This window comes from Mucilaginibacter aquariorum, assembly GCF_024498135.1.
In the GTDB taxonomy this organism is placed as follows: Bacteria; Bacteroidota; Bacteroidia; order Sphingobacteriales; family Sphingobacteriaceae; genus Mucilaginibacter; species Mucilaginibacter aquariorum.
Genome location: NZ_JANHOH010000002.1, coordinates 129,851 through 154,766 on the forward strand (window position 1 = coordinate 129,851; position 24,916 = coordinate 154,766).

The 24,916-nt window shown below is 40.4% G+C and carries 29 protein-coding genes and 1 tRNA gene; 12 read left to right on the forward strand and 18 right to left on the reverse strand.

Features of this window, described 5'->3' with window-relative positions; genetic code table 11:
• Window positions 1–167 precede the first annotated feature (167 nt).
• A complete protein-coding gene (locus tag NPE20_RS11485; RefSeq protein WP_256538799.1) occupies window positions 168–818 on the forward strand; it encodes an HNH endonuclease in 651 nt (216 codons plus the stop codon).
• A gap of 394 nt (window positions 819–1,212) precedes the next feature.
• On the opposite strand, the gene NPE20_RS11490 is transcribed toward NPE20_RS11485, so the two are convergent.
• The 3 genes from NPE20_RS11490 to NPE20_RS11500 form a co-directional block, all read right to left on the reverse strand.
• Window positions 1,213–1,704, reverse strand: a complete 492-nt coding sequence (locus NPE20_RS11490; RefSeq protein WP_256538800.1) for a hypothetical protein — start codon at window positions 1,702–1,704, stop codon at window positions 1,213–1,215.
• Window positions 1,688–2,560 carry an HAD family hydrolase gene (locus NPE20_RS11495; RefSeq protein WP_256538801.1) on the reverse strand — a complete coding sequence of 291 codons (873 nt, stop codon included), beginning with the start codon at window positions 2,558–2,560 and terminating at the stop codon, window positions 1,688–1,690. The genes NPE20_RS11490 and NPE20_RS11495 overlap by 17 nt, the downstream gene beginning before the upstream one ends.
• A 647-nt stretch (window positions 2,561–3,207) precedes the next feature.
• Window positions 3,208–4,650, reverse strand: a complete 1,443-nt coding sequence (locus NPE20_RS11500) for a HEPN domain-containing protein (RefSeq protein WP_256538802.1) — start codon at window positions 4,648–4,650, stop codon at window positions 3,208–3,210.
• A gap of 194 nt (window positions 4,651–4,844) precedes the next feature.
• Here NPE20_RS11500 and NPE20_RS11505 point away from each other — a divergent pair, with 194 nt between their 5' ends.
• Window positions 4,845–5,282: a helix-turn-helix transcriptional regulator gene (locus NPE20_RS11505; protein WP_256538803.1), complete on the forward strand. Its 438-nt coding sequence runs from the start codon at window positions 4,845–4,847 to the stop codon at window positions 5,280–5,282.
• 197 nt (window positions 5,283–5,479) lie between these two features.
• Here the strand turns inward: NPE20_RS11505 and NPE20_RS11510 are convergent, their stop codons facing one another.
• Window positions 5,480–6,133 (reverse strand): YceI family protein, encoded by a 654-nt coding sequence (locus tag NPE20_RS11510; protein WP_256538804.1) that lies wholly within the window; start codon window positions 6,131–6,133, stop codon window positions 5,480–5,482.
• 48 nt (window positions 6,134–6,181) lie between these two features.
• Complete coding sequence (locus tag NPE20_RS11515; protein ID WP_256538805.1) at window positions 6,182–7,093, reverse strand: ligand-binding sensor domain-containing protein; 912 nt, start codon at window positions 7,091–7,093, stop codon at window positions 6,182–6,184.
• Window positions 7,094–7,400: 307 nt separating this feature from the next.
• Here NPE20_RS11515 and NPE20_RS11520 point away from each other — a divergent pair, with 307 nt between their 5' ends.
• Window positions 7,401–8,303 (forward strand): helix-turn-helix domain-containing protein, encoded by a 903-nt coding sequence (locus tag NPE20_RS11520; protein ID WP_256538806.1) that lies wholly within the window; start codon window positions 7,401–7,403, stop codon window positions 8,301–8,303.
• 15 nt (window positions 8,304–8,318) lie between these two features.
• On the opposite strand, the gene NPE20_RS11525 is transcribed toward NPE20_RS11520, so the two are convergent.
• The 6 genes from NPE20_RS11525 to NPE20_RS11550 form a co-directional block, all read right to left on the reverse strand.
• Window positions 8,319–9,524 (reverse strand): relaxase/mobilization nuclease domain-containing protein, encoded by a 1,206-nt coding sequence (locus NPE20_RS11525; protein WP_256538807.1) that lies wholly within the window; start codon window positions 9,522–9,524, stop codon window positions 8,319–8,321.
• Window positions 9,521–9,856, reverse strand: a complete 336-nt coding sequence (locus NPE20_RS11530) for a plasmid mobilization protein (protein WP_256538808.1) — start codon at window positions 9,854–9,856, stop codon at window positions 9,521–9,523. The genes NPE20_RS11525 and NPE20_RS11530 overlap by 4 nt, the downstream gene beginning before the upstream one ends.
• Window positions 9,857–9,960: 104 nt before the next feature.
• Entirely contained in the window at window positions 9,961–10,251 is a 291-nt protein-coding gene (locus NPE20_RS11535) for a helix-turn-helix domain-containing protein (protein WP_256538809.1), read from the reverse strand.
• A gap of 383 nt (window positions 10,252–10,634) precedes the next feature.
• Window positions 10,635–11,741 (reverse strand): Fic family protein, encoded by a 1,107-nt coding sequence (locus NPE20_RS11540; protein ID WP_256538810.1) that lies wholly within the window; start codon window positions 11,739–11,741, stop codon window positions 10,635–10,637.
• Between the two features lie 103 nt (window positions 11,742–11,844).
• On the reverse strand, window positions 11,845–13,065 hold the full coding sequence (locus NPE20_RS11545; RefSeq protein WP_256538811.1) for a site-specific integrase: 1,221 nt from the start codon (window positions 13,063–13,065) through the stop codon (window positions 11,845–11,847).
• A gap of 295 nt (window positions 13,066–13,360) precedes the next feature.
• A tRNA-Phe gene (locus tag NPE20_RS11550) sits at window positions 13,361–13,433 on the reverse strand.
• Window positions 13,434–13,715: 282 nt separating this feature from the next.
• On the opposite strand from NPE20_RS11550, the gene NPE20_RS11555 reads away from it, so the two are divergent.
• From NPE20_RS11555 to NPE20_RS11570, 4 genes are all read left to right on the forward strand, one after another.
• Window positions 13,716–15,014 carry a 4Fe-4S dicluster domain-containing protein gene (locus NPE20_RS11555; protein ID WP_256538812.1) on the forward strand — a complete coding sequence of 433 codons (1,299 nt, stop codon included), beginning with the start codon at window positions 13,716–13,718 and terminating at the stop codon, window positions 15,012–15,014.
• A 12-nt stretch (window positions 15,015–15,026) separates the two neighbouring features.
• The gene (locus tag NPE20_RS11560) at window positions 15,027–15,455 is read left to right on the forward strand and encodes a DUF2750 domain-containing protein (protein WP_256538813.1); all 429 of its coding nucleotides are present in this window, start codon (window positions 15,027–15,029) and stop codon (window positions 15,453–15,455) included.
• Window positions 15,455–16,243, forward strand: a complete 789-nt coding sequence (locus tag NPE20_RS11565; RefSeq protein ID WP_256538814.1) for a (Fe-S)-binding protein — start codon at window positions 15,455–15,457, stop codon at window positions 16,241–16,243. The genes NPE20_RS11560 and NPE20_RS11565 overlap by 1 nt, the downstream gene beginning before the upstream one ends.
• Window positions 16,244–16,363: 120 nt before the next feature.
• Entirely contained in the window at window positions 16,364–18,046 is a 1,683-nt protein-coding gene (locus NPE20_RS11570) for a D-arabinono-1,4-lactone oxidase (RefSeq protein WP_256538815.1), read from the forward strand.
• Between the two features lie 71 nt (window positions 18,047–18,117).
• Here the strand turns inward: NPE20_RS11570 and NPE20_RS11575 are convergent, their stop codons facing one another.
• On the reverse strand, window positions 18,118–18,693 hold the full coding sequence (locus NPE20_RS11575) for a hypothetical protein (protein WP_256538816.1): 576 nt from the start codon (window positions 18,691–18,693) through the stop codon (window positions 18,118–18,120).
• Complete coding sequence (locus NPE20_RS11580) at window positions 18,690–19,175, reverse strand: hypothetical protein (RefSeq protein WP_256538817.1); 486 nt, start codon at window positions 19,173–19,175, stop codon at window positions 18,690–18,692. Before NPE20_RS11580 ends, NPE20_RS11575 begins: the two co-directional genes overlap by 4 nt.
• A gap of 46 nt (window positions 19,176–19,221) precedes the next feature.
• Between NPE20_RS11580 and NPE20_RS11585 the strand changes: the two genes are divergently transcribed.
• The 3 genes from NPE20_RS11585 (at window position 19,222) to NPE20_RS11595 (ending at window position 20,724) form a co-directional block, all read left to right on the forward strand.
• Window positions 19,222–19,707 carry an ABC transporter ATPase gene (locus tag NPE20_RS11585; RefSeq protein WP_256538818.1) on the forward strand — a complete coding sequence of 162 codons (486 nt, stop codon included), beginning with the start codon at window positions 19,222–19,224 and terminating at the stop codon, window positions 19,705–19,707.
• 49 nt (window positions 19,708–19,756) lie between these two features.
• Entirely contained in the window at window positions 19,757–20,044 is a 288-nt protein-coding gene (locus NPE20_RS11590) for a YciI family protein (RefSeq protein ID WP_256538819.1), read from the forward strand.
• Window positions 20,045–20,118: 74 nt separating this feature from the next.
• Complete coding sequence (locus tag NPE20_RS11595; protein WP_256538820.1) at window positions 20,119–20,724, forward strand: YdeI/OmpD-associated family protein; 606 nt, start codon at window positions 20,119–20,121, stop codon at window positions 20,722–20,724.
• A gap of 10 nt (window positions 20,725–20,734) precedes the next feature.
• Here NPE20_RS11595 and NPE20_RS11600 read toward each other — a convergent pair whose 3' ends face one another.
• The 5 genes from NPE20_RS11600 to rpsF form a co-directional block, all read right to left on the reverse strand.
• Window positions 20,735–21,145 carry a DUF1801 domain-containing protein gene (locus NPE20_RS11600; protein ID WP_256538821.1) on the reverse strand — a complete coding sequence of 137 codons (411 nt, stop codon included), beginning with the start codon at window positions 21,143–21,145 and terminating at the stop codon, window positions 20,735–20,737.
• 394 nt (window positions 21,146–21,539) lie between these two features.
• Complete coding sequence (gene mtgA, locus NPE20_RS11605; RefSeq protein ID WP_256538822.1) at window positions 21,540–22,286, reverse strand: monofunctional biosynthetic peptidoglycan transglycosylase; 747 nt, start codon at window positions 22,284–22,286, stop codon at window positions 21,540–21,542.
• 155 nt (window positions 22,287–22,441) lie between these two features.
• A complete protein-coding gene (rplI, locus tag NPE20_RS11610; RefSeq protein WP_256538823.1) occupies window positions 22,442–22,885 on the reverse strand; it encodes a 50S ribosomal protein L9 in 444 nt (147 codons plus the stop codon).
• 16 nt (window positions 22,886–22,901) lie between these two features.
• Window positions 22,902–23,165 carry a 30S ribosomal protein S18 gene (gene rpsR / locus NPE20_RS11615; protein WP_067054791.1) on the reverse strand — a complete coding sequence of 88 codons (264 nt, stop codon included), beginning with the start codon at window positions 23,163–23,165 and terminating at the stop codon, window positions 22,902–22,904.
• Window positions 23,165–23,530, reverse strand: coding sequence for a 30S ribosomal protein S6 (rpsF, locus tag NPE20_RS11620; protein ID WP_121246677.1), 366 nt, complete (start codon window positions 23,528–23,530; stop codon window positions 23,165–23,167). Before rpsF ends, rpsR begins: the two co-directional genes overlap by 1 nt.
• Before the next feature lie 136 nt (window positions 23,531–23,666).
• On the opposite strand from rpsF, the gene NPE20_RS11625 reads away from it, so the two are divergent.
• Window positions 23,667–24,281, forward strand: coding sequence for a hypothetical protein (locus tag NPE20_RS11625; RefSeq protein WP_256538824.1), 615 nt, complete (start codon window positions 23,667–23,669; stop codon window positions 24,279–24,281).
• A gap of 118 nt (window positions 24,282–24,399) precedes the next feature.
• Window positions 24,400–24,903, forward strand: a complete 504-nt coding sequence (locus NPE20_RS11630) for a hypothetical protein (protein ID WP_256538825.1) — start codon at window positions 24,400–24,402, stop codon at window positions 24,901–24,903.
• Window positions 24,904–24,916: the final 13 nt, after the last annotated feature.

Sequence of the window (24,916 nt, forward strand, 5' to 3'; positions counted from 1 at the left end):
GTATGTACGCAAATAGCTAGCGTGAAGCAATAGTTATTAAGAAGAATTTCTAGTGAATTTAGAACTGTTTAAAGCGTTTAAATCCTTCGCCATTCCTACCCCTTAAGGAGATTAATCAATAACGAATTGGTGACAAACAATTCAGGATATAATAATAAATTTGGTTTATGGAATGGGTAGATGCAATAATTAAAGCGCTAACTGATTTAGACGGATATGCTTCAGAGCCCGAAATATTAAAAAAAATCGCTGAAAGGCAGTACAGAGATTACGGACGTAGCCAAACCCCTCAAAGAAGCCTTAATTACTACCTAAATCAAAAACTTAAGGATCGGGTTAGAAAAATTGATAATAATTGGGTGTTACTCAAAAACCCATCAGTGTATGTTGTTAATGACGCCCAAAAAAAAGCGGATACAATAAAAGGTATTATTGAACTTGATAAACGATTTGCTAATCAAATACCGGAAATTCGGCAACGTATTTCATCGTATATAGAAAGGGGAGCAATCGCAGACAAGGTAAAATCGCTTGCAGATTTCAAATGCCTTATTTGCATTGCCCAAAATCTGAATCCCTATTCCTTCGTAAAAAACAATGGTGATCCCTATGTCGAAGCGCACCATGTCGAACACGTGTCTACACTCAAAACAGGTGTTCTTAGTATTAATAATATTATTACGGTATGCCCTAATCACCACAGACAACTTCATTTCGGACGGTCAGTTTTGTTTGCTCAAACAGATTCCCACTTTACGTTCGAAATTGATGGAGTGAAGATGAACGTACAAAAAATCATTATTTATGATAATGAATGATCTTATTGCTGCCGAGATGGTTCATCCATTGTAATTATCACATCCTTTCTGTTTAATATAACATGATTAACATATACAGTATCGTTATTTTGGAATTGGGTATACGCAATTTTGTAATATTTATACTGAAGTAGATTGATTCCATTTTTTAACAAAATCCTTTTGATTAAGTCTAACTGAATAGAATCCGGTTTTTGTAGTACCAAAACCCGGACAGGCTTGTAATCTTTAACTGAAGAAAGATTGGTTTTAACATAGCTATTTATTTTACGGTCTAATGGATTTCCCTTTAACGCGAAGATTGAAATAGTGCCAATAAACATAGTCAATACCAGGGTAATCAATTTAATTGACTTGATGTCATACTTCGTTTTGATACCATCATACCAATTTGTTAAGCCCATATCAAAAGGATAAAATACAATGCTACGAATACGCCAATAAGTGGATAATAAAAAAAGTAATATTTCCAGTCGGAACGAAATTTTTGCCCCATAATGTTAACTGGACTGTATTTTCCGATTGTTGTACTTAATCCAATATCTTCAAAAGTAGTAGTGAACTTATTTTCAATCCTCATGGCGTGCGTTACAGAACCTATTAAAAGCTTGTGATACCAATATTTATCCATAAAGTAAAAAGCACACATTATGACAATTCCAATAAACGCCCCAATAGCAGAAGAGGGGATAAGGTAATCATGGAACGGAATGGTGATTTTCTCTTTTAATAAATACCCAATTCCTGCCAGTATCGCGGTAAACAAGGTGAGAGCGTAATTTCTAATTTGTAATTCTATATTATTAAAATGCTGCTGAACATCAATTGTTTTTTCCCAAACTCTTAATGTTGCATCGTCAGGTGTGGCGTTAGCTGAATTTGACATAATTAAATATTTTTAATAAATCACTGAATCGCTGGATTGTATAATCTGGTTGCTTTATATCCTTGGGTTGACTTTTGAAATCCATTTCTCTCTTTACATCCTCGTCTGTCCAATGTGTTACATTACGTAATAAATCATATTGAGCATTATCTATCACATGGCCATAACTTGCATAAACACTTGTTATTCCCGCTTTTTGTGCCATATAGATATCTCTGTCTAATTTGTCGCCTACGTAAATGCTATTCTGCTTTTTAGCTTTAAAATCTGCAATAATTTGATCCAATATCTCCGGATTTGGTTTTCGGGTTTCGTTGGGCAAGACCTTAAATTCGGTTATTTTTGGCTCCCAAAAATCTTCTTGGTAATGCCTATAAACAGATAACGGTAATTCAGATCCTCGTGGTGAATATACCGCATCAATAATTCCATCCAAATTTAGATGCTTAAATCTGTACTTCGTAAAAAACACATATGATTCTGTAAAAGCAACAATTTTAACACCCTTACTTTTGATCTCTTTGAGTGTCTCTACAACAAGGTCATATAATCTTAAATTATTTTTCTTGTTTGAGTAATACTCATGGAGGATACTTTTAACTTCTCCCTTGTCAGTATCAAATAGAGGATAAAATCGGGGTTCAATGATTGGAAGCTCCTTATATGCAAATGACATTTCTGTAGTTCCATATTTTTGGTGCAATTCTTTGAAGCCAATAATAAGCTGTTGTTGGTCAATACCTGTTTCGTCAGCAATCCTATTTAAATAAGGCTCAAAAGAATTATGCCACATTGCTAACCAATCCCAAAGGGTATCATCCAAATCTGTGATTATAAAATTAATATCCTTCATCATATAAATATGAATCTAAAATATGGAATTAATACTGTGAAATTAACTTTGTTTTACAATACCTATTCTTTCCATCAAACTTTCACTTCACAATAAGGGCGACATTTTTTCGTAGGAAACTTTAAGAATCACGTCAGACAGTGGCACTTAACATTATTTGACGGATACATAAGATTGAATTTATTTTAACCAAACACACTAACCCATTGCAACGCTTAAACAACCGGCAGCAGCAAGCAGGAAAACTGTCAAGGGCGGTGCAGCCATTAATTTCTTATACTTAACCGCACCGTTTATATACCCTTGACAGTTTTCCTGCGGTGCTAATTTTGTGAATGCGGTGCAGTGGTTTCCCTTTTTTGAGCGGGGGGAAATGGCAGGTGTGTTATGAGGAACGAATAGCACTCCTGCCAGCGGCAGCGAGGCTGACGGCGCAATTAAACCCGGCGCGACAGCGCGTGGTGTAATGAAGCTGCCTGCCGCAGCTGTGGAGGTGGGATAAGGTCATTTCAAATTTCAGCAGCAGGGTCGGGCGATTAAAACAACCGCCCCACATGCTACTAAGCGCCCTGGCGGTACTTTCATATTATAAACAGCTTTTAAAGTACGTGAGGCGAGCACTTGCGCCCCCGCAAATACTATTGACACTGTTATGCTTCAATATCTGTTATATATTGCTGGTAAACTCTTTCCGCTACCTGATTGAATTTTGTTACTTGTTTTAATAATAACCTTACAGAATCTTCATCAGGGTCAAATGAACTGCTATACCGTGATTGTGAATAGGCGTTTTGCAGTAACTGATATAATTGCGCCCCCTCGGTGGTAGAAAGTTCAAACACTTCTTTTAATTCATCAGTAAACAATAAGGTAAGCCTTAGTAATCGCGACAAGTTATGCATCTGTACCCGGTAGCCTATAACGGCTTGTATGATAGCTTTTAAACCGCTTTCAACGGATTGGTGCAGAAGAAATGCTGCCAGCCTGAAATTGTTATTCGCCCTGTATAACTCAGCGCCTTTTAAAAACTCATGGCCCTGTTTACCCCATCTCTCCCAATTGAATTGTGCCCTTGCTAATAATATTCCCCTAGTTATCTCTGAATGAGCAGGTAATGTTAATTCGGAGGATTGGTACAGAACGTTTCCCTTGTCCATAACGGTTGACCAAAACCGTCTGCCTTTAATTAGCGCTTCTTTCGCGCTGTTTACTTTATGTACGATAGCATGCACATGAGCCAAATATTGACAGTTATCTTCTATCTTGTTACTAATCTGATGCTCCGGTGTTTTTTCATCATCGCCTATCAGGATAAGCAGGTAAAATGTAAACGGCTTGGGATGTGTGCCTAAATGAATAATCAGCTGAACTTCAGGACAGCGTTTTACTATCAGGCTTTTAATTTTTTCCAACGCCAGTTTTTCGGCTGCTGTAGGTTCGGGGTTTATTGCCCTTAGCGCAACTGGTTCCGTAGATGTTTCGGCTAAACTATTTCCAACCTTGTTACGCTTTAGTAGTGGCCGACCACCTTCACGTTGGCAAATCATCCATGCTGCCGAATACAGCTTGATTAAGTTTTCATAAACGGTAATCACCTCGCCTGCATATAAAGCCTCGTCATCCGCATTATTGTAAAGCGCTACGTGTGACCACTCATGCAATTGATCCCTGTATTCCTGTGGCTTGATTTTCTTAAAGACCTTTTTAACGGCCTTATAGGGTTCAAGCTGTTCTTTCAAGGAAAGGTTCTTGGGATAGTACTCCCATTGCTCCTTCTCTTCCTCCAATTGTTCTTCTGTAAGCTGTTTCCTCTGGTAAGAAAAGTTTTTGTAATTGAGCAATAGCAGGTACATAGCCTCTAAAATCCTTAAGTTAAGATCATATATAAAAAGCAGGGTGCCGGGGCCATGACGTTTTTCATCATAATGCTCGTCGTTAACTACATAATAACGCCATTCCTTTAATCGCTTACCGTGACCTTTTACTGAATCAGCACTAAAAAAATCGACTACTACCGACATTGGATTTTCCACTTCGTAATGGCGAAGTGTTTTAGGATAATGTTCCCAGGGTGCATAAGTTCCGTTGTACATGATGCTCTTTGTTTAAACCGGCCTCCATCAACCGGCAAAACAAAGCTCCGCAGTGTGTCATTTCTATCCCATCCTACCGGCTTCTATCGGAGAAACTGCGCTGACTATTTTATTCCAGTAACTCATCAGGCACCTTTTTTTGGCATGGACATATTTTATTATATTTGCTTATATCATATTAGCACATCTAACCAATGAACAGCCATACCGAAAAACCCAACCAAGTACATCAAGGCCGTAACGTCAAACGTTTCCGTGAAATGCTCGGCTGGAAACAAGAAGCCCTGGCTTATGCGTTGGGTGATGAATGGAGCCAGAAAAGAGTTTCATTACTCGAAGCTAAAGAGACAATTGAAGAAGATATACTTGCCCAGGTAGCGACAATACTTAAAGTGCCTGTAGAAGCAATTAAGAATTTTGACGAGGAAAAGGTGGTCAATATTATTGCCAATACTTTTAATGATGAAGCGGTTGCGTATGCTCAATATTATAAGTGTAACATAAATCCTATGGAGAAATGGCTTGAATCTTTGGAGGAAATTAAAGCGCTTCATCTAGAGAATAAAAAACTTTACGAACGATTGCTCGAAAAAGAAAACGAGAAAATTGAAATTTTAAAGAATTCAAAATAATCTGAAGCCCCTTAAAGGGCTTTTGTCTTTTATAGCCCAGGCAAGCATAGTTCAAGTATTAGAAATGCATACGCATTTCTAAGTTGCTAGATTTATAGAAATATACATTTGTATAAATCTAGCAATCTAGTTTTCTATATTTCTACATTTGTAGCAAGTTATGTCATTGGTCAAGTTATTTGTCGGCGGAGGCTTTATTAATCCTTACGAATTGTTACTATCCTCATCTGAAATTCAATGGAATCAGACATGGTTTGATTGGCCAAATTCTCATAGAACTTTGCCGATTTATACCTAACGTCCCATTTTGTCCTGTCGATGACCAGTCTGCCATTGGCTTCTACAATTCCATCCTTAAATACTATTTTGGCTGGAAATGTGACCGGATGTGTGATGCCTTTAATAGTCAGGTTCCCTTTAACTTTTTTATTCCCACCATCTATTGGCTTAATATTGGTTATTACCATTGTAGTAAAAGGAAATTTCTCAACCTCAAAAAAATCAGGGTCTTTTAAGTGATTAACCAGTTTATTTTCACGCCCATGTTTTTTATCCTCAATTGTGTTCATGTCAACCTCAACCGTACCACTCACGGGTTGGCTGTTATCAATCAACAATTCTCCTTTTGATATATAGACGTACCCGGTTTGAGTGTTTAAGCCGTTTAGAGAAGAACCTTTCCATGCAACCACACTTTTCTTGGTATCTATCATCTTGTATTTTCCGTTCCCAACATGTAAGGATAAGGAGCTTGGTGTTGCATTTTTATTTTTCTCTCTTACAGGTCCACCGCAACCAAAGAAGAAAGCAGCAATAATTAAAATGAAGTAGGGGATTGATAATTTGTTCATGTTAGAGATAATATTGATTTATAATAATTGACAAATAATTTAAAGTCTTCATTTTTGATACACTTTACTTCTGAAGTCAGTGATGATCTTACCATCATACCTATACACGCCGTTCATTGACCCAAACCAAACACTTCCGTCGTCAGCTTCCAGAATCCCGCAGAGCATCCTTTTTATCGACATTATTTCGGTTACAGTGAGGGTTTTATTATACAAAGACATTTGATCATATCGTGAAAGTGCCCAGTCGCCAACCCCATTAGGATTTAAGCTACCGGTAGTCCAGATATTTCCTTTTTTATCTTCCATTACAGCAGAAGCACCCCGATTAGTTACCTTAGTAAAGGAGCTGCCGTCGTAACGCCAAAGACCAGGCGAAACAGATAGCCTGTGGTCTTTTCTATCTTCGATTATTGATGCACCGAACCAAATATTACCCTTCCTATCCTCTATGATTGACCAAACATTGTAAAAAGCCTTCCCCTCTTTATTTCTAATAACAGTAAACGCTTTTCCATCATATACACAAGCGTCGCCGCCTGTACCAAACCAAAGTTTCCCGGTTCTGTCTTCTAAGATCGTATGGATGCTATTATTAGAAAGTCCGTCATTAGTTGTTAAATTTTTAAAAGATTTTCCATCATAACGGCTTGCCCCCTCACCAGTGCCAAACCAGATATTACCGGCCCTGTCTTCATAAATAGAAAAAACTCTGTTACTGGCAAGCCCCTCTCTCATTGTAAAGTGTCGAAAGGATTTCCCATTGTATTGATAAACACCCGAATCTGTAGTAGCTAACCAAAGGTATCCGCGCCGGTCTTCCAGGACGTTCCAATACCTGCGCGGGCCTATTTTACTGGTGAGGTTTGTGAACGATTTTCCATCGTATCTAAAAACACCGGCGAATGATGATGCAATTAAAATGGTACCGTTTCGGCCCTGTTTTACATTCCGAACCATTCTATTCGGGCCGTAGGCAGTAACCGTGTCTTTAATTGCATAATTAATATTATCGCGATGTGGTTCAGTTCTCTTTTGTCCACAGCAGTTAAAAAAAATAGAGACAAATAGTAAGGAATATAAGTGCGCGAATTTCATTATTTATATATTTAAAATTGGTAAGATTTAAACTTTTGTGATAGTGACTTTGAAGTTCCCATGCTTCCGTTTGTAGGATCAGATAAGCGAAAGTAATTGCTTGTCATCAGGCAGGAGGAATTTGGATTGTAAATAAAAATGTAAACTTTGTAAATAATAATTTGACACTATGAGCTGTAGCCAAAATGTCCTATCCGTATCCGGGAAAGGCAAATATTTCGTTGGATCGACATTGCTTTTATTTACTGCTGCAATCTGCGCAGCTTTTAGTATGACTGGTGGTGACGACTTTGCTATAGCCAGACGGGAAATGTTGCTTCGAAAAATAGGGCATGAGCTGCTATTACAATCGGGTGATAGTACATCAAGGGTGCTTCCCGTAAAAAAGATCACTGAAAATGAATACCAGATCAGGTTTGAGAATGAGCTTACCTTTCAAGCAGATTCACTGGTAAGTATCACCCAGCGCTTATTGGGTAAAGACCTGCTTGCAAGTGATTATGTAGTTAATGTTTTGAATAGTGGCAGCCCCGGTGTAGCCTACGGATACGCAATATCAAAATACAAAAAAGATGATATTGTAGCCTGCAAAGGAAGAAGGCAACCAAGGGCACATTATATGGTCAACATTAAATTTAAGCCAGCGGGCATCAACGCATTAAAGAGTGAGTACCTTTTAGGTAGCCTGCCGTTTTTAGCATTTGTTGGTTTTCTTTTTTTTAGGTCGGGGGAAATGCGGAGACCGTTTTGCGGGCTAGGTAAGGATGCGGACATGATCACTTTAGGTTCTGTTTTGTTTGACGTGAAGGAAGGCAGGCTTACAGTAAATGGAACTACCACAGATTTGACCGGAACTGAAACCCGTGTAATGCGTATTTTCGCCTTGTCTCCAAACGAGACGATAGAGCGAAGTCGGCTGCAAAAAGAGATCTGGGAAGATGAAGGTATTATAGTGGGTCGCAGCCTCGATATGTTCATATCAAAGCTCAGGAAAAAACTAGAACCTGATCCGGGTATTAAAATTGTTGTTATACGGGGTAGGGGTTATAAACTTGAAACTACCTTTGCGTAATTTCATTAAGCTTTGCTAACCCATCCTCTGCCCCTTTCTCTTCTTTCTTTTACGTTTAAATTCATTTAATGCAGTTTGATCCATATCACCAGCATGGTGATCAGTGCCGAGCAAACTCCCGATAAGATCGCTATCAGGTAAAGCCTGATAACCCACCTGCTGCCGACCTGATGGTTGGCCTTGTAAATTAGTTCCGCGCTGCTGACTATCCTTTGTATCTGAAAGGCGAGGTTGGTTGCCGTGCTGTCCATCAGTTCCAGCCGCCTGCTTGTATTTTCGATTAGCTTTTCCGATCTGATCCTGTAGTTTTCCAGTGCCCTGCTGTACATCCTTTCTATTTCCGGCAGTAACTTTTGTATCTGCGTCAGCTCCGGTTGCTGTTCCGCCACCGGCTGATTGTCCGGTTCTTGCTGACGGCTGCTCTCTTGTCCTAAGATTTGCCTGGTATATTGCTGTGCGATCTCTTTCTTGTTCATAACTGATAACATTTTTTACGGCCTGCCATTTATAAGCGTTACCTAAATGAGCGCCTTTGAACAGCATACCTTCATAACCGTACGATATGCCGCTTACAAAGCCGGTACTGGCCTGGTTAAATAATACATTAATACCTTGTGCTTCTAATTGCTGAATGAACTGTGTTGCAGCAGGCTTTTCACTGAGCACATTTTTGATAAGGACCTGTAGCTTCATCTTGACTGATGGTTCATCTGTCCGCTTCATCATCTCCAGTTCGTTCTTGGTCATTGCCCTCTCCTGCGCTTGCCTGCTGGAAATAACCTCGGTCAGCCCATGCTGCTTTTCCAGTCTTCTCAGCACCTGTTCACTCCGCTGATAGTCTTTGCTGTCGGATACCACTTTGCCGTCATAGCCGATACGGTTGACCAAGATGTGCAGGTGCGGATGATCCGCATCAAAGTGCCGGAAGATCGCGTACTGGTGCTGATCGAATCCCATGTTGTTCAAATATTCATTTGCAATAATGTTCATTTGTTCATCAGCCAGGTTTTCATTTGGCGGAAAGTTAAGGGAGGTATGGTAAAAGTATTTTTGCAGGCTTGGCCTTAACATTCTGACCAAAGCCACTTCTTGCATGATAGCATCCTCTTTGCCCGATGTGAACGACATATCGAGAATTTTAGCAACGCCCTGATCGACCTTTTGCAGGTTGTATCTCAGTGCGCCCCTGAATCCTTTTCCTTTTACCTGGTCTGCTGTCATTTCAGTAAACAGTTAAGTATGTCCTTTTGCGTTTTGAGAAGTGCCAGGAGGATCGTTGAAAAGGCAGGTGAAATTTTTCCTGCATGTACCTGCCTGACCGCTTGATTCAGGTTTACGCCGATCCTGTGTAGCTCCCGATATAATTCCGCATTAACGGGTGACAGCTTGATGGCAGGGAACCTGCCGGTAAAAGCTTTTTGCCTGATCCAGTTGGCCGGTGTCATTGCTGATGCCTCGGCATAATGGCAAACGATGTCATTCTCTTCTTTCGTGAGCCGGATATTGACCTGTATGATCCTTTTATCTTCTTCCTGTAAAGCCGGTCTTCCCATGATCTTTGATTTTAAACGAAGTGCAAAATCACGCTTACCTCCGAAGGAGCAAGCCGTTTAAGCGTAGCGAAAACATGGCTTGCTCCTGAAGGCTGAACACATATCTATTTACTGAAACTGATCCGCTTGCTTTTAACTTCCCCCTTTAAGACTTTCATGATATCCTCGTAATTGTAATACAGGATACCGCCGATCTTAGTGAAAGGAATGGTGCCGTTATCCCTGAGCGTTTGCAGGGTATTATTGGAAATCTTAAGCAGGTTCTTGACCTGGTAACTCTTTATAAACTTTCTTGGTTCTTCATTTGAACCCCCGCTTATCAGCGCCTTCATTTGACCGAGCAGTCGTTCACCGAACTCCTGCAAGTCTTCCTTCGTGATGATTTCTGCTGCCATAATTATTCATTTATAGATGTTAAATTTTCAAACCCAAACTTCCGTCAGCTGTCGTACAAGCACAGCTTGATGTTGCACGTCTCAGGCAAAGTTGTAGCCTTCGTCTGAGAATACCTCACAACTTTTGCACACCTTGTGTTCTTTTTTTTGGATTCATTTTATCACAACTATGATCTATTAAGCACAAAAGTGCTCACCTGATCTAAATAAAATTCACACCTCATGTACGAGGTAGGTGTTTTTATACAAAAATGGGTTAAGAGAATTGGAATCTACTCCGAGTTTATCCGACTCGGACTTGCTATTTTGCAGAATGCACAATAGGTATAAATAGCAAAAGGTATCGCACAATGCGATACCTTGCTACTTTTAGCATACGTTATTTAAACTAAATTCAATTGATAGCTTACCGACCTGCCAGCCCCTACTTGGGTAAGGATACCCATTTCGTTTAGCTGTTGTAAATCACGTGTAGCGGTAGCTTTAGAAGTTTTATTTATGCTGATGTATTTCCTTGCTGTCATTCCACCTTCAAATCCCTGGTCGCCTTTTTCCATCATCTTATTGATAGCTTTTAGTTGTCGGTCATTAAGCTGATATTTATAACGATCAAAAAAATGTGCCTTTTTCAAAGTAAACTGAACCATTTTTTTTGCATCACGCTGGGCTTCAAGAATCACCGAAGCAAAATAATTTATCCAGTGAGTGATTTCCAATGATCTTTGAGCTTCCTTAAGCGCTGCATAATAAGCAGCTTTGTTCCCCTCGATAGTTTTAGAAAGACTGAGCATTACAGGTCGCCCTAAAGATTGTGATAAAGCTTTTTCGGCAATCGCTCTACCGATACGGCCGTTTCCATCTTCAAAAGGATGTATAGATTCAAAATACAAGTGGGCTATCGCCGATTTTAGCACCGCTTCGGCTATTCCAACTTTTAGTGGAAATATTGCTTTATTATACCATTGAACAAAGCGCTTCATTTCCCGTGGGACTTCTGAAGAAGGCGGTGCTTCGTAATGTACAACCTCGCGTCCATACGCACCAGAAACTACCTGCATCGGTTCAACTCCAATTCTCCACTGACCTGGCTTAATATGCTTTGAACCTGCCATCAACATTACATGCCATTCGAGAAGCGTATCCAAACGCAAAGGCTGATCAAACGATTTACGCACTTCTATCATCAGTTGAGCCACACCTCCGGCCCGCTGATCTTTAACATAGATCGGGCTAAGATTTAATCCCAAATTATTTCGGATAGATGACATTACATCTTCCCGGCTTAAAATTTCGCCTTCAATCTCTGATGTTTTAACTGCTTCAGATAACATTAGCTGTAATAAGGTTTCCTGTTTTAATTCATCAGATAAGCCCATAATCATGCCGTTAACCTCGCCGATTTCCTCTGCCAAGGCAAGGATTAAAGGTTGTATTTTCTGTATTTCGTAAGTGAATTCAGGCCAGTTTGGAAGTTGCCAACTATATACCATGAGCCGGTTATTTATTTATTCAACTCAAATATAATAAAAACATGAGCCGATTAATTATTTAATCGGCTCATATTTATTTATTATACAAAATAGAGCTTATTTTTTATCCTAACTTGTTTCGCAAAACAGCCATATCATCACTAACTTTTTGCTCAATTACCTTAGCATAGATTTGCGTTGTGCCAATCTTCGTATGCCCTAACATCTTACTTACTGTTTCAATCGGCACATTGTTAGACAGAGTAACGGTTGTTGCAAAAGTATGGCGGGCTATATGTGAGGTTAAATTTTTATCGATAACACATAAATCCGCGATCTCCTTTAGATAGCTATTCATCTTCTGATTACTCAACAATGGGAATAACGTTCCATTATTTATAGCCCTGTAGTCAGTCTCATACTTTTTTAAAATTGCAACAGCTTTCGGTAATAACGGCGTATTAACCGGGATCAATGTTTTGTTCCGTTTAGTTTTAATCCATAAACCATTGTCAATTCCGACGACGATATTAGAACGGGTAAGATTGATTGCATCGATATAAGCTAAACCTGTGTAACAACAGAACACAAAAAGGTCTCTAACGTAATCTAATCTGGGGAGAGCGAACGTTTTAGCTTCCAATGCTGATAACTCTGTCTTATTAAGGTATTGACGAGCCTCATGTCTTATCTTTATCCGGTAGCCAAAGAAAGGGTTTTTACCAATCCAGTCAAGACTAATAGCCAGGTTCAGCATTTTCTTCAAACGGATCAGGTGTGTCATTGCACCTGTATTACCAATAGGCTTTTTGTTCTTTTTAGGTTGATAATCACGTAAGAAATTTTCAAAATCGGATAGGAATTTAAAATTGACGTCTTTAAGAGAAAGATCCTTTTTATGATAACGTGCATTAATAAATTCAGAAAGATAGCGCTGCGTAGTTAAGTAATGACTAAGCGTATTTTCATTCAACTTATGTTTTTCCCTTTCATTATGAAATTTAAAAAGCGACTGCAAAGTGTGTTCAACCTCTTCTACGCGCAAAAATGTAATTTTAACATCTGCCGCGGTAATGACTTTCTTTTTAAGCTGTAATTCACGGTAACACTCTCCAAATTCGGTTCTGACTTCGGATAAATAATTATTCAATGATTTGACTTCGTCTTTAGCCCCTTTACCGGCTCCCTTTCGGATATCCCATGACTTTGGGTCGATCCATTGCTTCAGGCCGATAAGAATTCGGTCTGTGTTTACGGTAATTCGTGCGTACACAGGGGCCTTGCCCTCTTTTAACTTATCCTGGCGGATAAGAAAATGTACGCCAAATGTGTTTGTTGTTTTCATTTAATACTGTTTGTTTTGTTACGATTTGACAAATAGGTGCAAAACGTTCCTTAAAAACTGGTATCAAAAAGGCTCAAAATGGGTTAAAATAACCCGATTTTATTTGGCGTAATTAACTGTATTACAGATAATTATACCGCTTTCTGATACCTCGAAGGTAAGGAACTAAAACAGGTATCCTTTTAGGTATCATAAACATTGAGAAACTATGGGTTATTTTGATCTGGTAGGAAACAAAAAAACCCTGTAAATCAGATATTTACAGGGTTTTGATTGGAGTTGACACTCATTTTAGTGGTATCAGCTGGGATCGAACCAGCGACACAAGGATTTTCAGTCCTTTGCTCTACCGACTGAGCTATGATACCGCTCCGTTTAAGGTCTGCAAATGTAGCGTTTTTTTTATTTCTGGAAAGATTTTTTTCATTTTTAGTTGAATTTAAACATCAATATGGTTGTTTAGGCACGGTGTGTTCTTGAATTTCAATGCTTTATAAGCTAAAAATTATTTTAATATTTTTTCTGCCGGCACATTTTCATAAGTCACTTATTTAAACAAATTCTAAGTTCAAAACATTTCGGTAATATCTACCTTTACTTTAAATCAAATTCCTACTTTAGCTTTAAATTACTATGCACGCATAATATATATGGTCGGACAGGTTATATTTATCATCATTTTACTGGGAGCCGTTTACTTGTTTGGTAAAAATGTGGCTAAGGTACGTCGCAATATACTTTTAGGCAGGGATACTGATAGGAGCGATCGCCCGGCCGAACGTTGGGCTATAATGGCCAAAGTAGCGTTAGGGCAAACCAAAATGGTAAAACGCCCGGTTGCAGCGGTAATGCACTTTTTTATCTATGTAGGTTTTGTGATCATCAACCTGGAAGTGCTGGAGATCATGATAGACGGTATCTTCGGTTCGCACCGCATCTTCTCGAAACTATTAGGCAGCTTGTACGGCCTGCTGATTGGTGGGTTTGAGATATTGGCGCTTCTGGTACTGGTGTCCTGCGTGGTTTTCCTGGCAAGGCGCAATATCCTTAAATTAAAACGCTTTAGCGGGATAGAGATGACTGTCTGGCCAAAATCCGACGCGAACTATATCCTTACTATCGAAATTCTGTTAATGACGGCTTTCCTTACCATGAACGCCGCCGATTATAAATTGCAGCTTTTACATTTTGGCCATTACGTACAAGCGGGAAGTTTTCCTGTAAGTGAGTTTATTTCGCCGCTGCTGCCATCTGGTGCCAATGCATTGGCTAATATTGAACGTGGCTGCTGGTGGTTCCATATTATAGGGATACTGGCGTTTTTAAATTATCTGCCGTATTCCAAGCACTTCCATATCCTGCTGGCCTTCCCTAATGTTTATTATTCGAATTTAAAACCAAAAGGCGAGTTTACAGATATGGCATCGGTTACCAACGAGGTTAAGGCTATGCTCAACCCATCATTTGTCCCCGAGGCTACCGAGGTAAGCCGTTTTGGGGTGAAGGATGTAACAGACCTTAGCTGGAAAAATCTGATGGAGGCTTATACCTGTACCGAGTGTGGCAGGTGTACATCTGTTTGCCCGGCCAATATTACGGGCAAGCTTTTATCGCCCCGTAAAATTATGATGGATACCCGCGATAGGCTGGTAGAAGTTGGCAATAACATAGACAAGCACGGCAAAGATCATACCGACGATAAAACTTTACTGGATAACTACATCACTCGCGAGGAGTTATGGGCTTGTACCACCTGTAACGCCTGTGTAGAGGCTTGCCCGGTTAACATTAACCCACTGGAGATCATTACCGAGATGCGCCGCTACATGGTGATGGAAGAATCGCAGGCACCGGCGAGCTTGAATAATATGTTCGGCAATATGGAAAACAACGGCGCCCCCTGGAAATACAGCCAGGCCGATAGATTGAACTGGGCAGAGAAAGAATAACAGATACTAAGAATGGCAGAAGAGTTAGAAGCAAAATACATAGCATTTATAGAAAAAGTTGCTGCAACCAAGCAGGTTTGGGGTTTAAAGAGCAAAACAGGCTGGGCTAATGCCGACGCCACCGGGAACGAAGAGGTTGCCGTAATTCCGTTTTGGTCGGAGAGGGGGCTTGCCAAGATTTGCGCCCGCGACGATTGGAAAAGCTATTTGCCAACCGAAATTCCGTTAGCTGTTTTTTTAGAGGATTGGTGTATGGGTATGGCTGAGAATGAAACCCTGGCAGGTATTGATTGGGATGCCAAAATGTTTGGAACGGAAGCAGATGCATTGGTGGTAACACTTGATCTTTTGAATAGGTTAAGCGCCATCAATTCCGCCATCACGTTTACCAATTACAGTAGTATTAACGAGTTTATAACCCAGATAAGCGAAGAAGAATAATGGAGCAAAAGATACCAACCATGGCCGAAATGGCTGCCGAAGGCAAAGAACCTGAGATACTATTCTGGGTAGGCTGTGCAGGCAGTTTTGACGAGCGTGCGCAAAAAATAACCCGCGATATATGTAAGATTCTACACCATGTAGGCATCAGCTACGCAGTATTGGGTACCGAAGAAAGTTGCACCGGCGACCCGGCCAAGCGCGCGGGTAACGAATTTTTGTTCCAGATGCAGGCAATGGTTAATATTGAGGTATTAAATGGTTATAATATAAAAAAGATTGTAACAGGATGTCCGCATTGTTTTAACACCATCCGTAACGAATACCCCGGCCTTGGCGGTACTTACGAGGTGATCCATCATACGCAGCTAATACAATCGCTGATAGATGAAGGTAAGCTAAAGGCCGAAGGCGGCGAAAGTTTTAAAGGCCGTAAAATAACTTTCCACGACCCATGTTACCTTGGCCGTGGAAACAACGTTTATGAAGCACCACGCGCGGCTTTAGAAATATTAGATACCGAATTGGTAGAAATGAAACGCTGCAAGAGCAATGGATTGTGCTGCGGCGCCGGCGGTGCGCAAATGTTTAAAGAACCCGAGCCCGGCAAAAAAGATATTAACGACGAGCGCATGCTTGATGTGCTGGAAACCGGCGCGCAGATAGTAGCATCGGGTTGCCCGTTTTGTATGACCATGCTGACCGATGGTGTTAAGCACATGGAAAAAGAACAGGAAATAAAAGTGCTGGATATTGCTGAAATAACGGTTAGGGCTAACGGATTATAAGGATCAAATTATAAATATATAGGTCGTAATAGGGGTGATATAGGTGTGCAAATAGGGTGTAATTAGCTGGTAATTAAAAATTAACAACAGTTACTTTTAATATCCTAAACCTTATCACTTATGAATTTATCGCAAACACCGCCAATCGGCAGTGATGGCTATTACCATCCCTCCAACGAAAATGAACTAATATCTCTTGTACAAAAAGCCGCTGCCGAATCGCTCGGGATCAGGTGCAGGGGCGCAGCCCACTCATTGTCGCACGCCATTTATACCGATCCGGGGCAGGGGTTCCCACAACTGCCTAATGTTGTTTCAGAACAAAAACCACCGCAAGGCTCTAACCTGAATATCATTTTTGATAAATACAATAAACTTGTTTGGATAGACGAGGCAAAAGGTATTATTGAGGTAGAAGCTGGTATTCACCTTGGTTTAGATCCCGAAGACCCCACAGGCGCATCAACCTTACAAAACAGTTTGCTATACCAGGCTTTTCAAAAAGGTTTTACACTGACCGATCTGGGTGGTATTTCGCATCAAACAGTAAGTGGGTTTTTAATGACAGGCTCTGCAGGCGGGTCTTTATGGTATACACTCGAAGAAAATATCATGGGCCTTTCCATTATTGATGGCAATGGCACGCTGGAATGGTTTAATAAAGATGATGAAAAATTTGGCGCGATAGCCCTTTCATTGGGCTTGCTTGGCATTGTTAGCAAAGTGCGGTTACAGCTAACGCCTAACTTTAATATTTACGGACAGCAGATCACTTATCCTACAGCGCTTGCTAGCTGCCCTATCGATCTGTTAGGTAACGGAACCGACGACAAGCCCGGGTTGGAAACATTTTTAAAGCAAACTCCATATTCCAGGTTGTTATGGTGGCCGCAAGATAAAGTTAACCGGATAGTGATATGGGAAGCTTCGCGCGGGGCGGTAATGCCCATATTTGACCCTGTGCCATATGAAGAATTTGCTGATGATTCCTTTTTAACTAATGTGGAGCAACTGCTGGCTGCCATGTTATTTACTATGTTAGGGAACAGCAAATTCGCTGTTGTTTGGGAAAAGCTTAAGCCCTCGTTTGCCGAATTTGAAAAGCTTACCGCACAATTATGGAACAGCAGGTTTTTTGCTGGCCTGGTAACGTTCATCCTCAAAATAATTGGGTTTTTGCTTACCTTATTTTTTATGACGTTTAAAGGGTTGCTTCGTGGAGTGTACCCAATGATGATTGACACTTTGCAGCCCTTAACTAAAAAAGGAAAGCCACAAATGTTTATGGATTATACCTACAGCAGCTTACCTATGGATAACAACGCCAACGATATTATGATGGGCACTGAGTTTACCGAGATCTGGATACCCTTGCAAGATACCGCGCGCGCCATGAAACTGTTGGACGAAATGTTTACAAAAGACAAATTTAAAGCCACAGGTTATTACTCAACCGAACTGTACGCGGGTAAGCAAAGCTCTTTTTGGCTAAGTCCGGCGTTTGAGCGGGATGTGTTAAGAATAGACTTTTTTTGGTTTACCACCAATGAAGGTAACCCGGCAAATAAGGATGGGTTTTTCGCCCAGTTTTGGGAAGAGCTGCGTAAGCAGGATATACCATTCAGATTGCATTGGGCTAAGTTTTTGCCTGAGTACGATTATGAGAATTGGGCAGCATACTTAAAAGATCAATACCCGCGCTGGGACGATTTTATGAGCCTTCGCGAAAAACGCGATCCAAAGAATATTTTCTTAAATAATTATTGGTCGCTGCACTTGTTTGGTAAACCAAAAGGCGCTTAGCAATATTATATATTAAATCCCTGGTTTGTTTCCTAAACAAGCCGGGGATTTTTCTTTTAACGGGTTATAAATTACTTAATCCATACTGCAATAATCCCATTCTTCGCATTTTGGCTATAGTATTCTTTCGGGACAGGGTGTTTACTGTAATAGATGTCTGTAATAGAATCGATCGTAAGTTTTGATAGTTCTGCGTAACAATCAGTAGGGGATATCGGCTTTCCATTGATAAGCAATACCGGTTCTGTCGAGGCTGAATCAACAGGCTTTTGAGAAAGTTCCGGTTTGGCGTATTTACTTAATGCTGTTTTTAAAATGCCCTCTTTGTCTTTTACCGATTGCTTACCTTTGGTAACTATTAAAACTAAAAGCTTTCCCGGATTCTCGGTTGTTGGCAATAACTCTTCGTTCCAAAAAGGGTCAATACTTAATAAATTATTGTTTGCAAGCGATTTTAAATCATTATCTAATCTTACCGAATCTTTAGCTTCATAAACAACATTGTTAAACGCATAGCCCCATATTTTACTGGCTGTATAGGCCGAATCACACTTAATTAGCCATTCATCAATGTGTTGCTTATTTACATTCTGCCCCCTTACATATGGGCTAAATAATAATAGTATCGCCGCAAAAAGTAACTTCATAATCCTTTTCCTTTTAAAAAATTTAATGCCTGTTTCAGGCTATCCAACTTTAACGGTGATAACTTCCTTACTGGTATATCCCAATGTGTAGCCATCGAATCTACGTCGCCTTTGGGGTCTTCGTAGGTTTGTACAATAATGTCGTCGGCCTGGGTTTTTATTTGCAGGGTATCTGTAGCGGCTGTTCCGGCTATGTATTCCAGCTCGGTAAAGCGGTTCAAATTAAACGAATAATACTCCTGTTTGCCCTGTTGATAAGTTTTGCGCAGCCGGATAAAATGATCGGCCGTAAGGGTTATTTCGTACTTCTTTAGTTTGGGTTCAACAGTAGGGTCATAATTCTCGTTCAGGAACCTGTTGCCCCAGTTTATCCACTCCTGTTCGCCGGAAAACGCCTTAAAATCGCCAAAAAACAGCCCCGAAAGGGATATTAAGGTTATTAGCAACGCTTTTTTCTTTCCCGACAGAAGTGATGTTTGCATGACAACTTATAATAAACCTAAGTTAATAATTTGATAAATTTGCGATATGGAATTTTCTTCACATTCAAGAGTTTGGGTATACCAATCGGACAGGAAACTTACCGATGCCGAAGCATTACAAATACAGGTTCAGCTGGATAATTTTACCACCGGGTGGACAGCACACAACCACCAGTTGCTGGCCAAAGCCGAAATAAGGTACAACCGTTTCCTGATCCTGATTGTAGACGAAAGCCAGGCGGGCGCAAGCGGCTGCTCGATAGATAAATCGGTGAACTTTATGAAACAACTGGAGCAACAGTTCGGGATTAACTTGTTTGACAGGTTTAACCTGGCTTACCGCGATGGGGAAGAGGTAGTATCCGTACCACGCCACCAGTTTGAAGAACTTTTAAAAACTGGAAAGATCAATACTGAAACCGTTGTGTTTAACAACCTTGCCCAAAACTTAACCGAGCTGCAAACCAAATGGGAAGTGCCGTTTAAAGATAGCTGGCATATACAGCTGTTTAGGGATCTGGTGACTGTATAAGCGGGCCTAACCACTCTCTAGTCAACAACTGGCCATTAAAACTAACCTTATGTTCATCATCAACCTCAATTACATCGCCCCGCTGGAAGAGCTTGACCTGCATATGGAAGCCCATGTACAGTACCTGAAGAAGTATTACAAGGCAGAGGTATTCATCATGAGCGGCCGGAAGGTGCCGCGCACAGGCGGCGTTATTATTGCCCAGGCCGATTCAAAAGAGATACTGGAGAAGATCATCGCCGAAGACCCGTTCCACAAGCACAAGCTTGCCGAGTTTGAAATTACGGAGTTCCTGGCATCGCAATCACATCCCGGGTTGAAAGATATTTTGCGATAACCGTTTGTCATCCTGAGGAATGAGGTGCCTGCGTTCCGCATAATAATTCTTTGTAATATTACTTATATTGCATTATGGAACAGTATGATAGCCGGGTTGAGGCTTACATAGATAAGTCGGCCGATTTTGCAAAACCAATTTTAACGTATTTAAGGCAGGTGATTCATGAAGCTTCGCCGTTAATAGCCGAAACCATTAAGTGGGGCTGCCCTTCGTTTGATTATAAAGGGCCAATAATAATGCTGGCGTCTTTTAAGCAGCATTGCGGGCTTAACTTATGGAAGGCATCGCTAATAGATGATCCACAGCAGATAATGAAGCTAAATGATGAAAGCGCCGGGCAATTTGGCCGTATTGCCAGCCTCGCCGATCTGCCACCTAAGCATGTACTGATAGATTTTATAGAACAGGGCGTTAAACTGAATGAAGCCGGTAAAAACGCTCCTGCCAAAAAAGCCACTGCCGAAAAAACGGAGTTGATAGTCCCTGATTATTTCGAGGCTGTGTTAAACGAGTATCCGCAGGCAAAGGCAACCTTTGATGCTTTTAGCTATTCGCATAAAAAAGAATACCTGGAGTGGATCATTGAAGCTAAAACCGATGTCACCCGCGATAAACGCATGCAAACCGCTGTAGAATGGCTAACAGAGGGCAAATCAAGGCATTGGAAGTATAAGTAAAATCAGCGTGCTACTTCTCTATCAAAGCCAGCCACTTTGTTATCACATCCTGCAAGGCAGCCGTTTTCGCCTGTACATCCTCCATGTCTTTAAAAATAGCCAATCGTCTGCCGTCTTTATAATCACCCTCTAAAAACCCCGTGGTATCATCCACCTTTGCACCGCTTGGGAACACCAGCATAACGCGGTTTTTGTGCAGGTTCATTACGATTATATCCCGCTTATATTCTTTAGGGTCGAAGGGGGCTATTTCCCCGGTATAGTAAAAGCTGGGATTGTTCCATTTGATGTGTTCAGCAATTTCGCCGTCGGTGTTTAAAATGATCTGCCTTAGTGTTTCAACCACATCGCGGATAGCAGGATCGAGCTTTTGGATATGCGCGGTTACCTGCTGCTGATCGGTGAGGGTTGATTTGGGCATGCTGATTTATAATGGTGTGATTATCAAAGATAATAAACCTAATTGTCATCCTGAGGAACGAAGGATCTATTAGCGAGGGTGCATGTTTGTTAGTAAATGGCGTGAAAAGTGTTCACGTTCACGGCCGTGAACACCATCGTTAACGCGTAAATAGCTGATAATAAGCAGATTTAAAAATAAGCTACTGGCGAAATAACGTCACCATTAAATCCAAACATAGCACAGGTAAGCATGTACTGGGACAGAATCGCTTAAAACTCTAGCGGCCCCAACCTGCGCATCCGTCATCCTGAATTTATTTCAGGATCTCTCGGGACAAGTTGCCACCATAATTTAATACTTAGCATGTGGGATGCCGAAATAAATTCGGCATGACGGTTCATTGCGGAATTGCTTAAAACTCCAGCGGGCCAAGCCTGCGCATATTTTTCATGATGAGATATTGCCTGTGCCTTAAATATCGGGTAGGCTTGGTCGCGCTCCACTTAAGCGGACTGGGGAATATCACTGCTATGGCCGCCGACTGCCTGCGGGTTAATTGCGATGCTGGTTTATGAAAGTAAGCCTGCGATGCGGCTTCTATGCCGTATATGCCATCGCCCATTTCAATTACGTTTAGGTATACCTCCATAATGCGTTTCTTGGTCCAGAAGGCCTCTATGAGCACCGTGAACCATGCTTCGAAACCCTTGCGCACAAATGAGCGGCCGGGATACAGGAAAACGTTTTTGGCGGTTTGCTGGCTAATGGTGCTGCCACCTATCAGTTTTTTGCTTTTGGCATTTTTTTGGATGGCGCGCTCTATCGCTCTAAAATCAAAACCGTGGTTCTCTAAAAAACTTTGGTCTTCGGCAGCAACGGCGGCGCGTTTCATAGGGTCGGCAATCTGGTCAAAATCTACCCATTGCTTGTCTATCTTCCAGTCTTTGCCATCGGCTTTGCGTTCAAAGCCACGTTGTATCATTAGCCAGGTAAAAGGCGGGTTTACAAACTTGAATAATAACACACCAAACAAACTGGCGGCAACAAACGCAATAACAACCAGCTTTACTATCCGTAAAACCAGCCTTACAATGCCGATATTAAAAAAACCTTTTGTTTTGCTGCTGCTTTTTTTGCGGCTTTGTACCTTCTTCGCCATTGTAAATTTTGATACCCCTAATCTGCAGATAATCTTTTTATTTAAACACAAAAAAGGTGTTTAGCCTAAACTAAACACCTTTTTAAATTCTAAGTCTAATTTTCAAATTTTATGACTCCAAATCTGAAATCGTAAATCTAAAATCCGAAATCAGGTTACTCAGCAACAACTGAGAAAGGAACCTGAACTTTTACTTCTTTATGCAGGTTCACAATTGCGGTGTAATCACCAACAAATTTAGGCTCCTGATCAAAAGTGATACGACGACGGTCAACTTCAAAACCTTCTTTCTTTAATGCATCAGCTACCTGAATGGTATTGATAGCACCGAAAATTTTGCCGCTTTCGCCAGCTTTAGCGCCGATAGTAAGTTTTACACCTTCTAAACGTGCAGCTATCGCGTCAGCATCTTTGCGTATTTTTTCTTGTTTAAACTGTGCTTGCTTTAAGTTTTCTGCTAAAACTTTACGTGCGCTTACAGTTGCTAATATTGCGTAACCTTTTGGGATAAGAAAATTGCGGCCATAACCTGGCTTTACATTCACTACATCGTCTTTATCGCCGAGGTTTTTTACGTCTTGTTTTAAAATAACTTCCATTGCTTTTTACCTCCGATTATTTTAATGAGTCTGTAACATAAGGTAATAAACCGATGTGGCGCGCACGCTTAACAGCCTGTGCCACTTTACGCTGGAACTTCAAAGAAGTACCTGTTAAACGGCGGGGTAATACTTTACCCTGATCGTTAATAAACTTTAATAAAAAGTTAGCGTCTTTGTAATCGATATACTTAATACCATTCTTTTTGAAACGGCAGTATTTTTTACGGTTATCCTCCACTTTTGGAGCGGTAACGTATTTAATTTGGTCGTTTGCCATTAGTTGTTTTCCTCCACTTTAGCTGCAGGTTTCTTGTTAAAAGCACCGCTGCGTTTTTTGTCATTGTAAGCAATGGCATGTTTATCCAAAGCAATGGTTAGGAAGCGCAAAACACGCTCATCGCGCCTTAATTCAACTTCCAGTTTGTTAATTAAATCACCCGGAGCCTTGAATTCAGTTAAGTGATAGTACCCTGTAGTTTTCTTCTGAATAGGGTACGCTAATTTTCTCAAACCCCAATTATCCTCCTGGACAATTTCGGCTCCGTTATCTGTTAAAACTTTGCTGTATTTGGCAATTGCCTCTTTAGCAGTTTCATCTGATAACAACGGGGTTAGAACGATCACGATTTCGTACTGTTGCATTATTATTTTGATTTTTAATTAATTACCCGCTATTACGGGGCTGCAAATGTAGCAAGAATATTTTAAGAATCAAATACTTGTATAGCTAAACTAATGTATATTTTTACGGCATAATTGGATCTAAACATTATCACTCATGAAAAAAACTCTACTGTTGCTGGCCTTGTGTATTCCTTTATTGTTATCAACAGCTAACGCGCAAACAAGCCCGGGCCCTGTTGAACAAAAATTGACTAATACCTTATGCGACTGTATCTCGAAGCTTGACTTATCCAAAATAAACAATAGTGAAGAAGCAAATAAAGCTTTTATGGATTGTTTTATGGCCCAGTCAGATCTGATAGTTGACTTAGCAGCAGAAAGACATGTGGAGATGGATGATAGTGAAGCCATGAACAAAATTGGTACCGGTATCGGTGCAAATTTACTAAAACAAAAGTGCGATGGTTTTTTAAAGTTAGCTGTTAAAATGGCCGATAAAAAAGGCGAAGTTGCAATTGAATCAACTACGGGTGCTTTTAAACGGATAGATAATAAAGGCTTTAACTATATTGTGATAGCAGATAATGCCGGCAGCCAAAAATCCTTTTTGTGGTTGCGGGAGTTTGCCGGGTCTGATAAGTTTACGGGGGCAACAACCACTTTACTTAATAAAAAACTTAAAGTTAGCTGGCAGGAAATAGAAGTGTATCTGCCGCAGGCCAAAGGGTATTTTAAGGTTAAAGAAATTACGGCTATTGATGTTTTATAACGGATCAATAGCCTTTGTGGTGCGTATGTTACGAACAGTAACAGTGAAGAATAATGCTTGCATTTTAATAGCTGTGCTTTCTCTTCAATTCTTAGGGTGTCATGAAAAAGATGGCCTTATGAATTACGAACTGAAAAAATTGGGAGCAGTAATTAAAATACCGGGTTCATATAAACCAGTTACTGAAAAAGATATAGAGCGGATTATTTACAAGAAACAGGATTTAGGATTTAAAAACGACTTATTGAGAATGTGCCGTTTAAACCCTAAATGTGAATTTTTGATTGATACCTTGAACCCATACAAGTTTATTATGACTTCGGAAATAACCCCATATTTTAAAATAGATAGTAATGCGTTCTATTTCACAATAGACCATGAGCGGTCAATATCAAGCTCAAGTCCTAATATAAGCGATTCAGTTTATTATGTTGGTTCAAAAATGGGGAGTTTCTCAGGCTTTAAATTTATTGAATCTAAATATTTAAGAAAATTAAATGCCTATAAGCGAATTAGCTACAATTACATGATTTCGTCTAATAAAAAAATTATTGGTATTGGTTTTTATAGCCCAGAGGAACAAGATGTTAGGCGGTTCATAAACACGATCAAGAAAAAATAAACGCTGTTGAGCG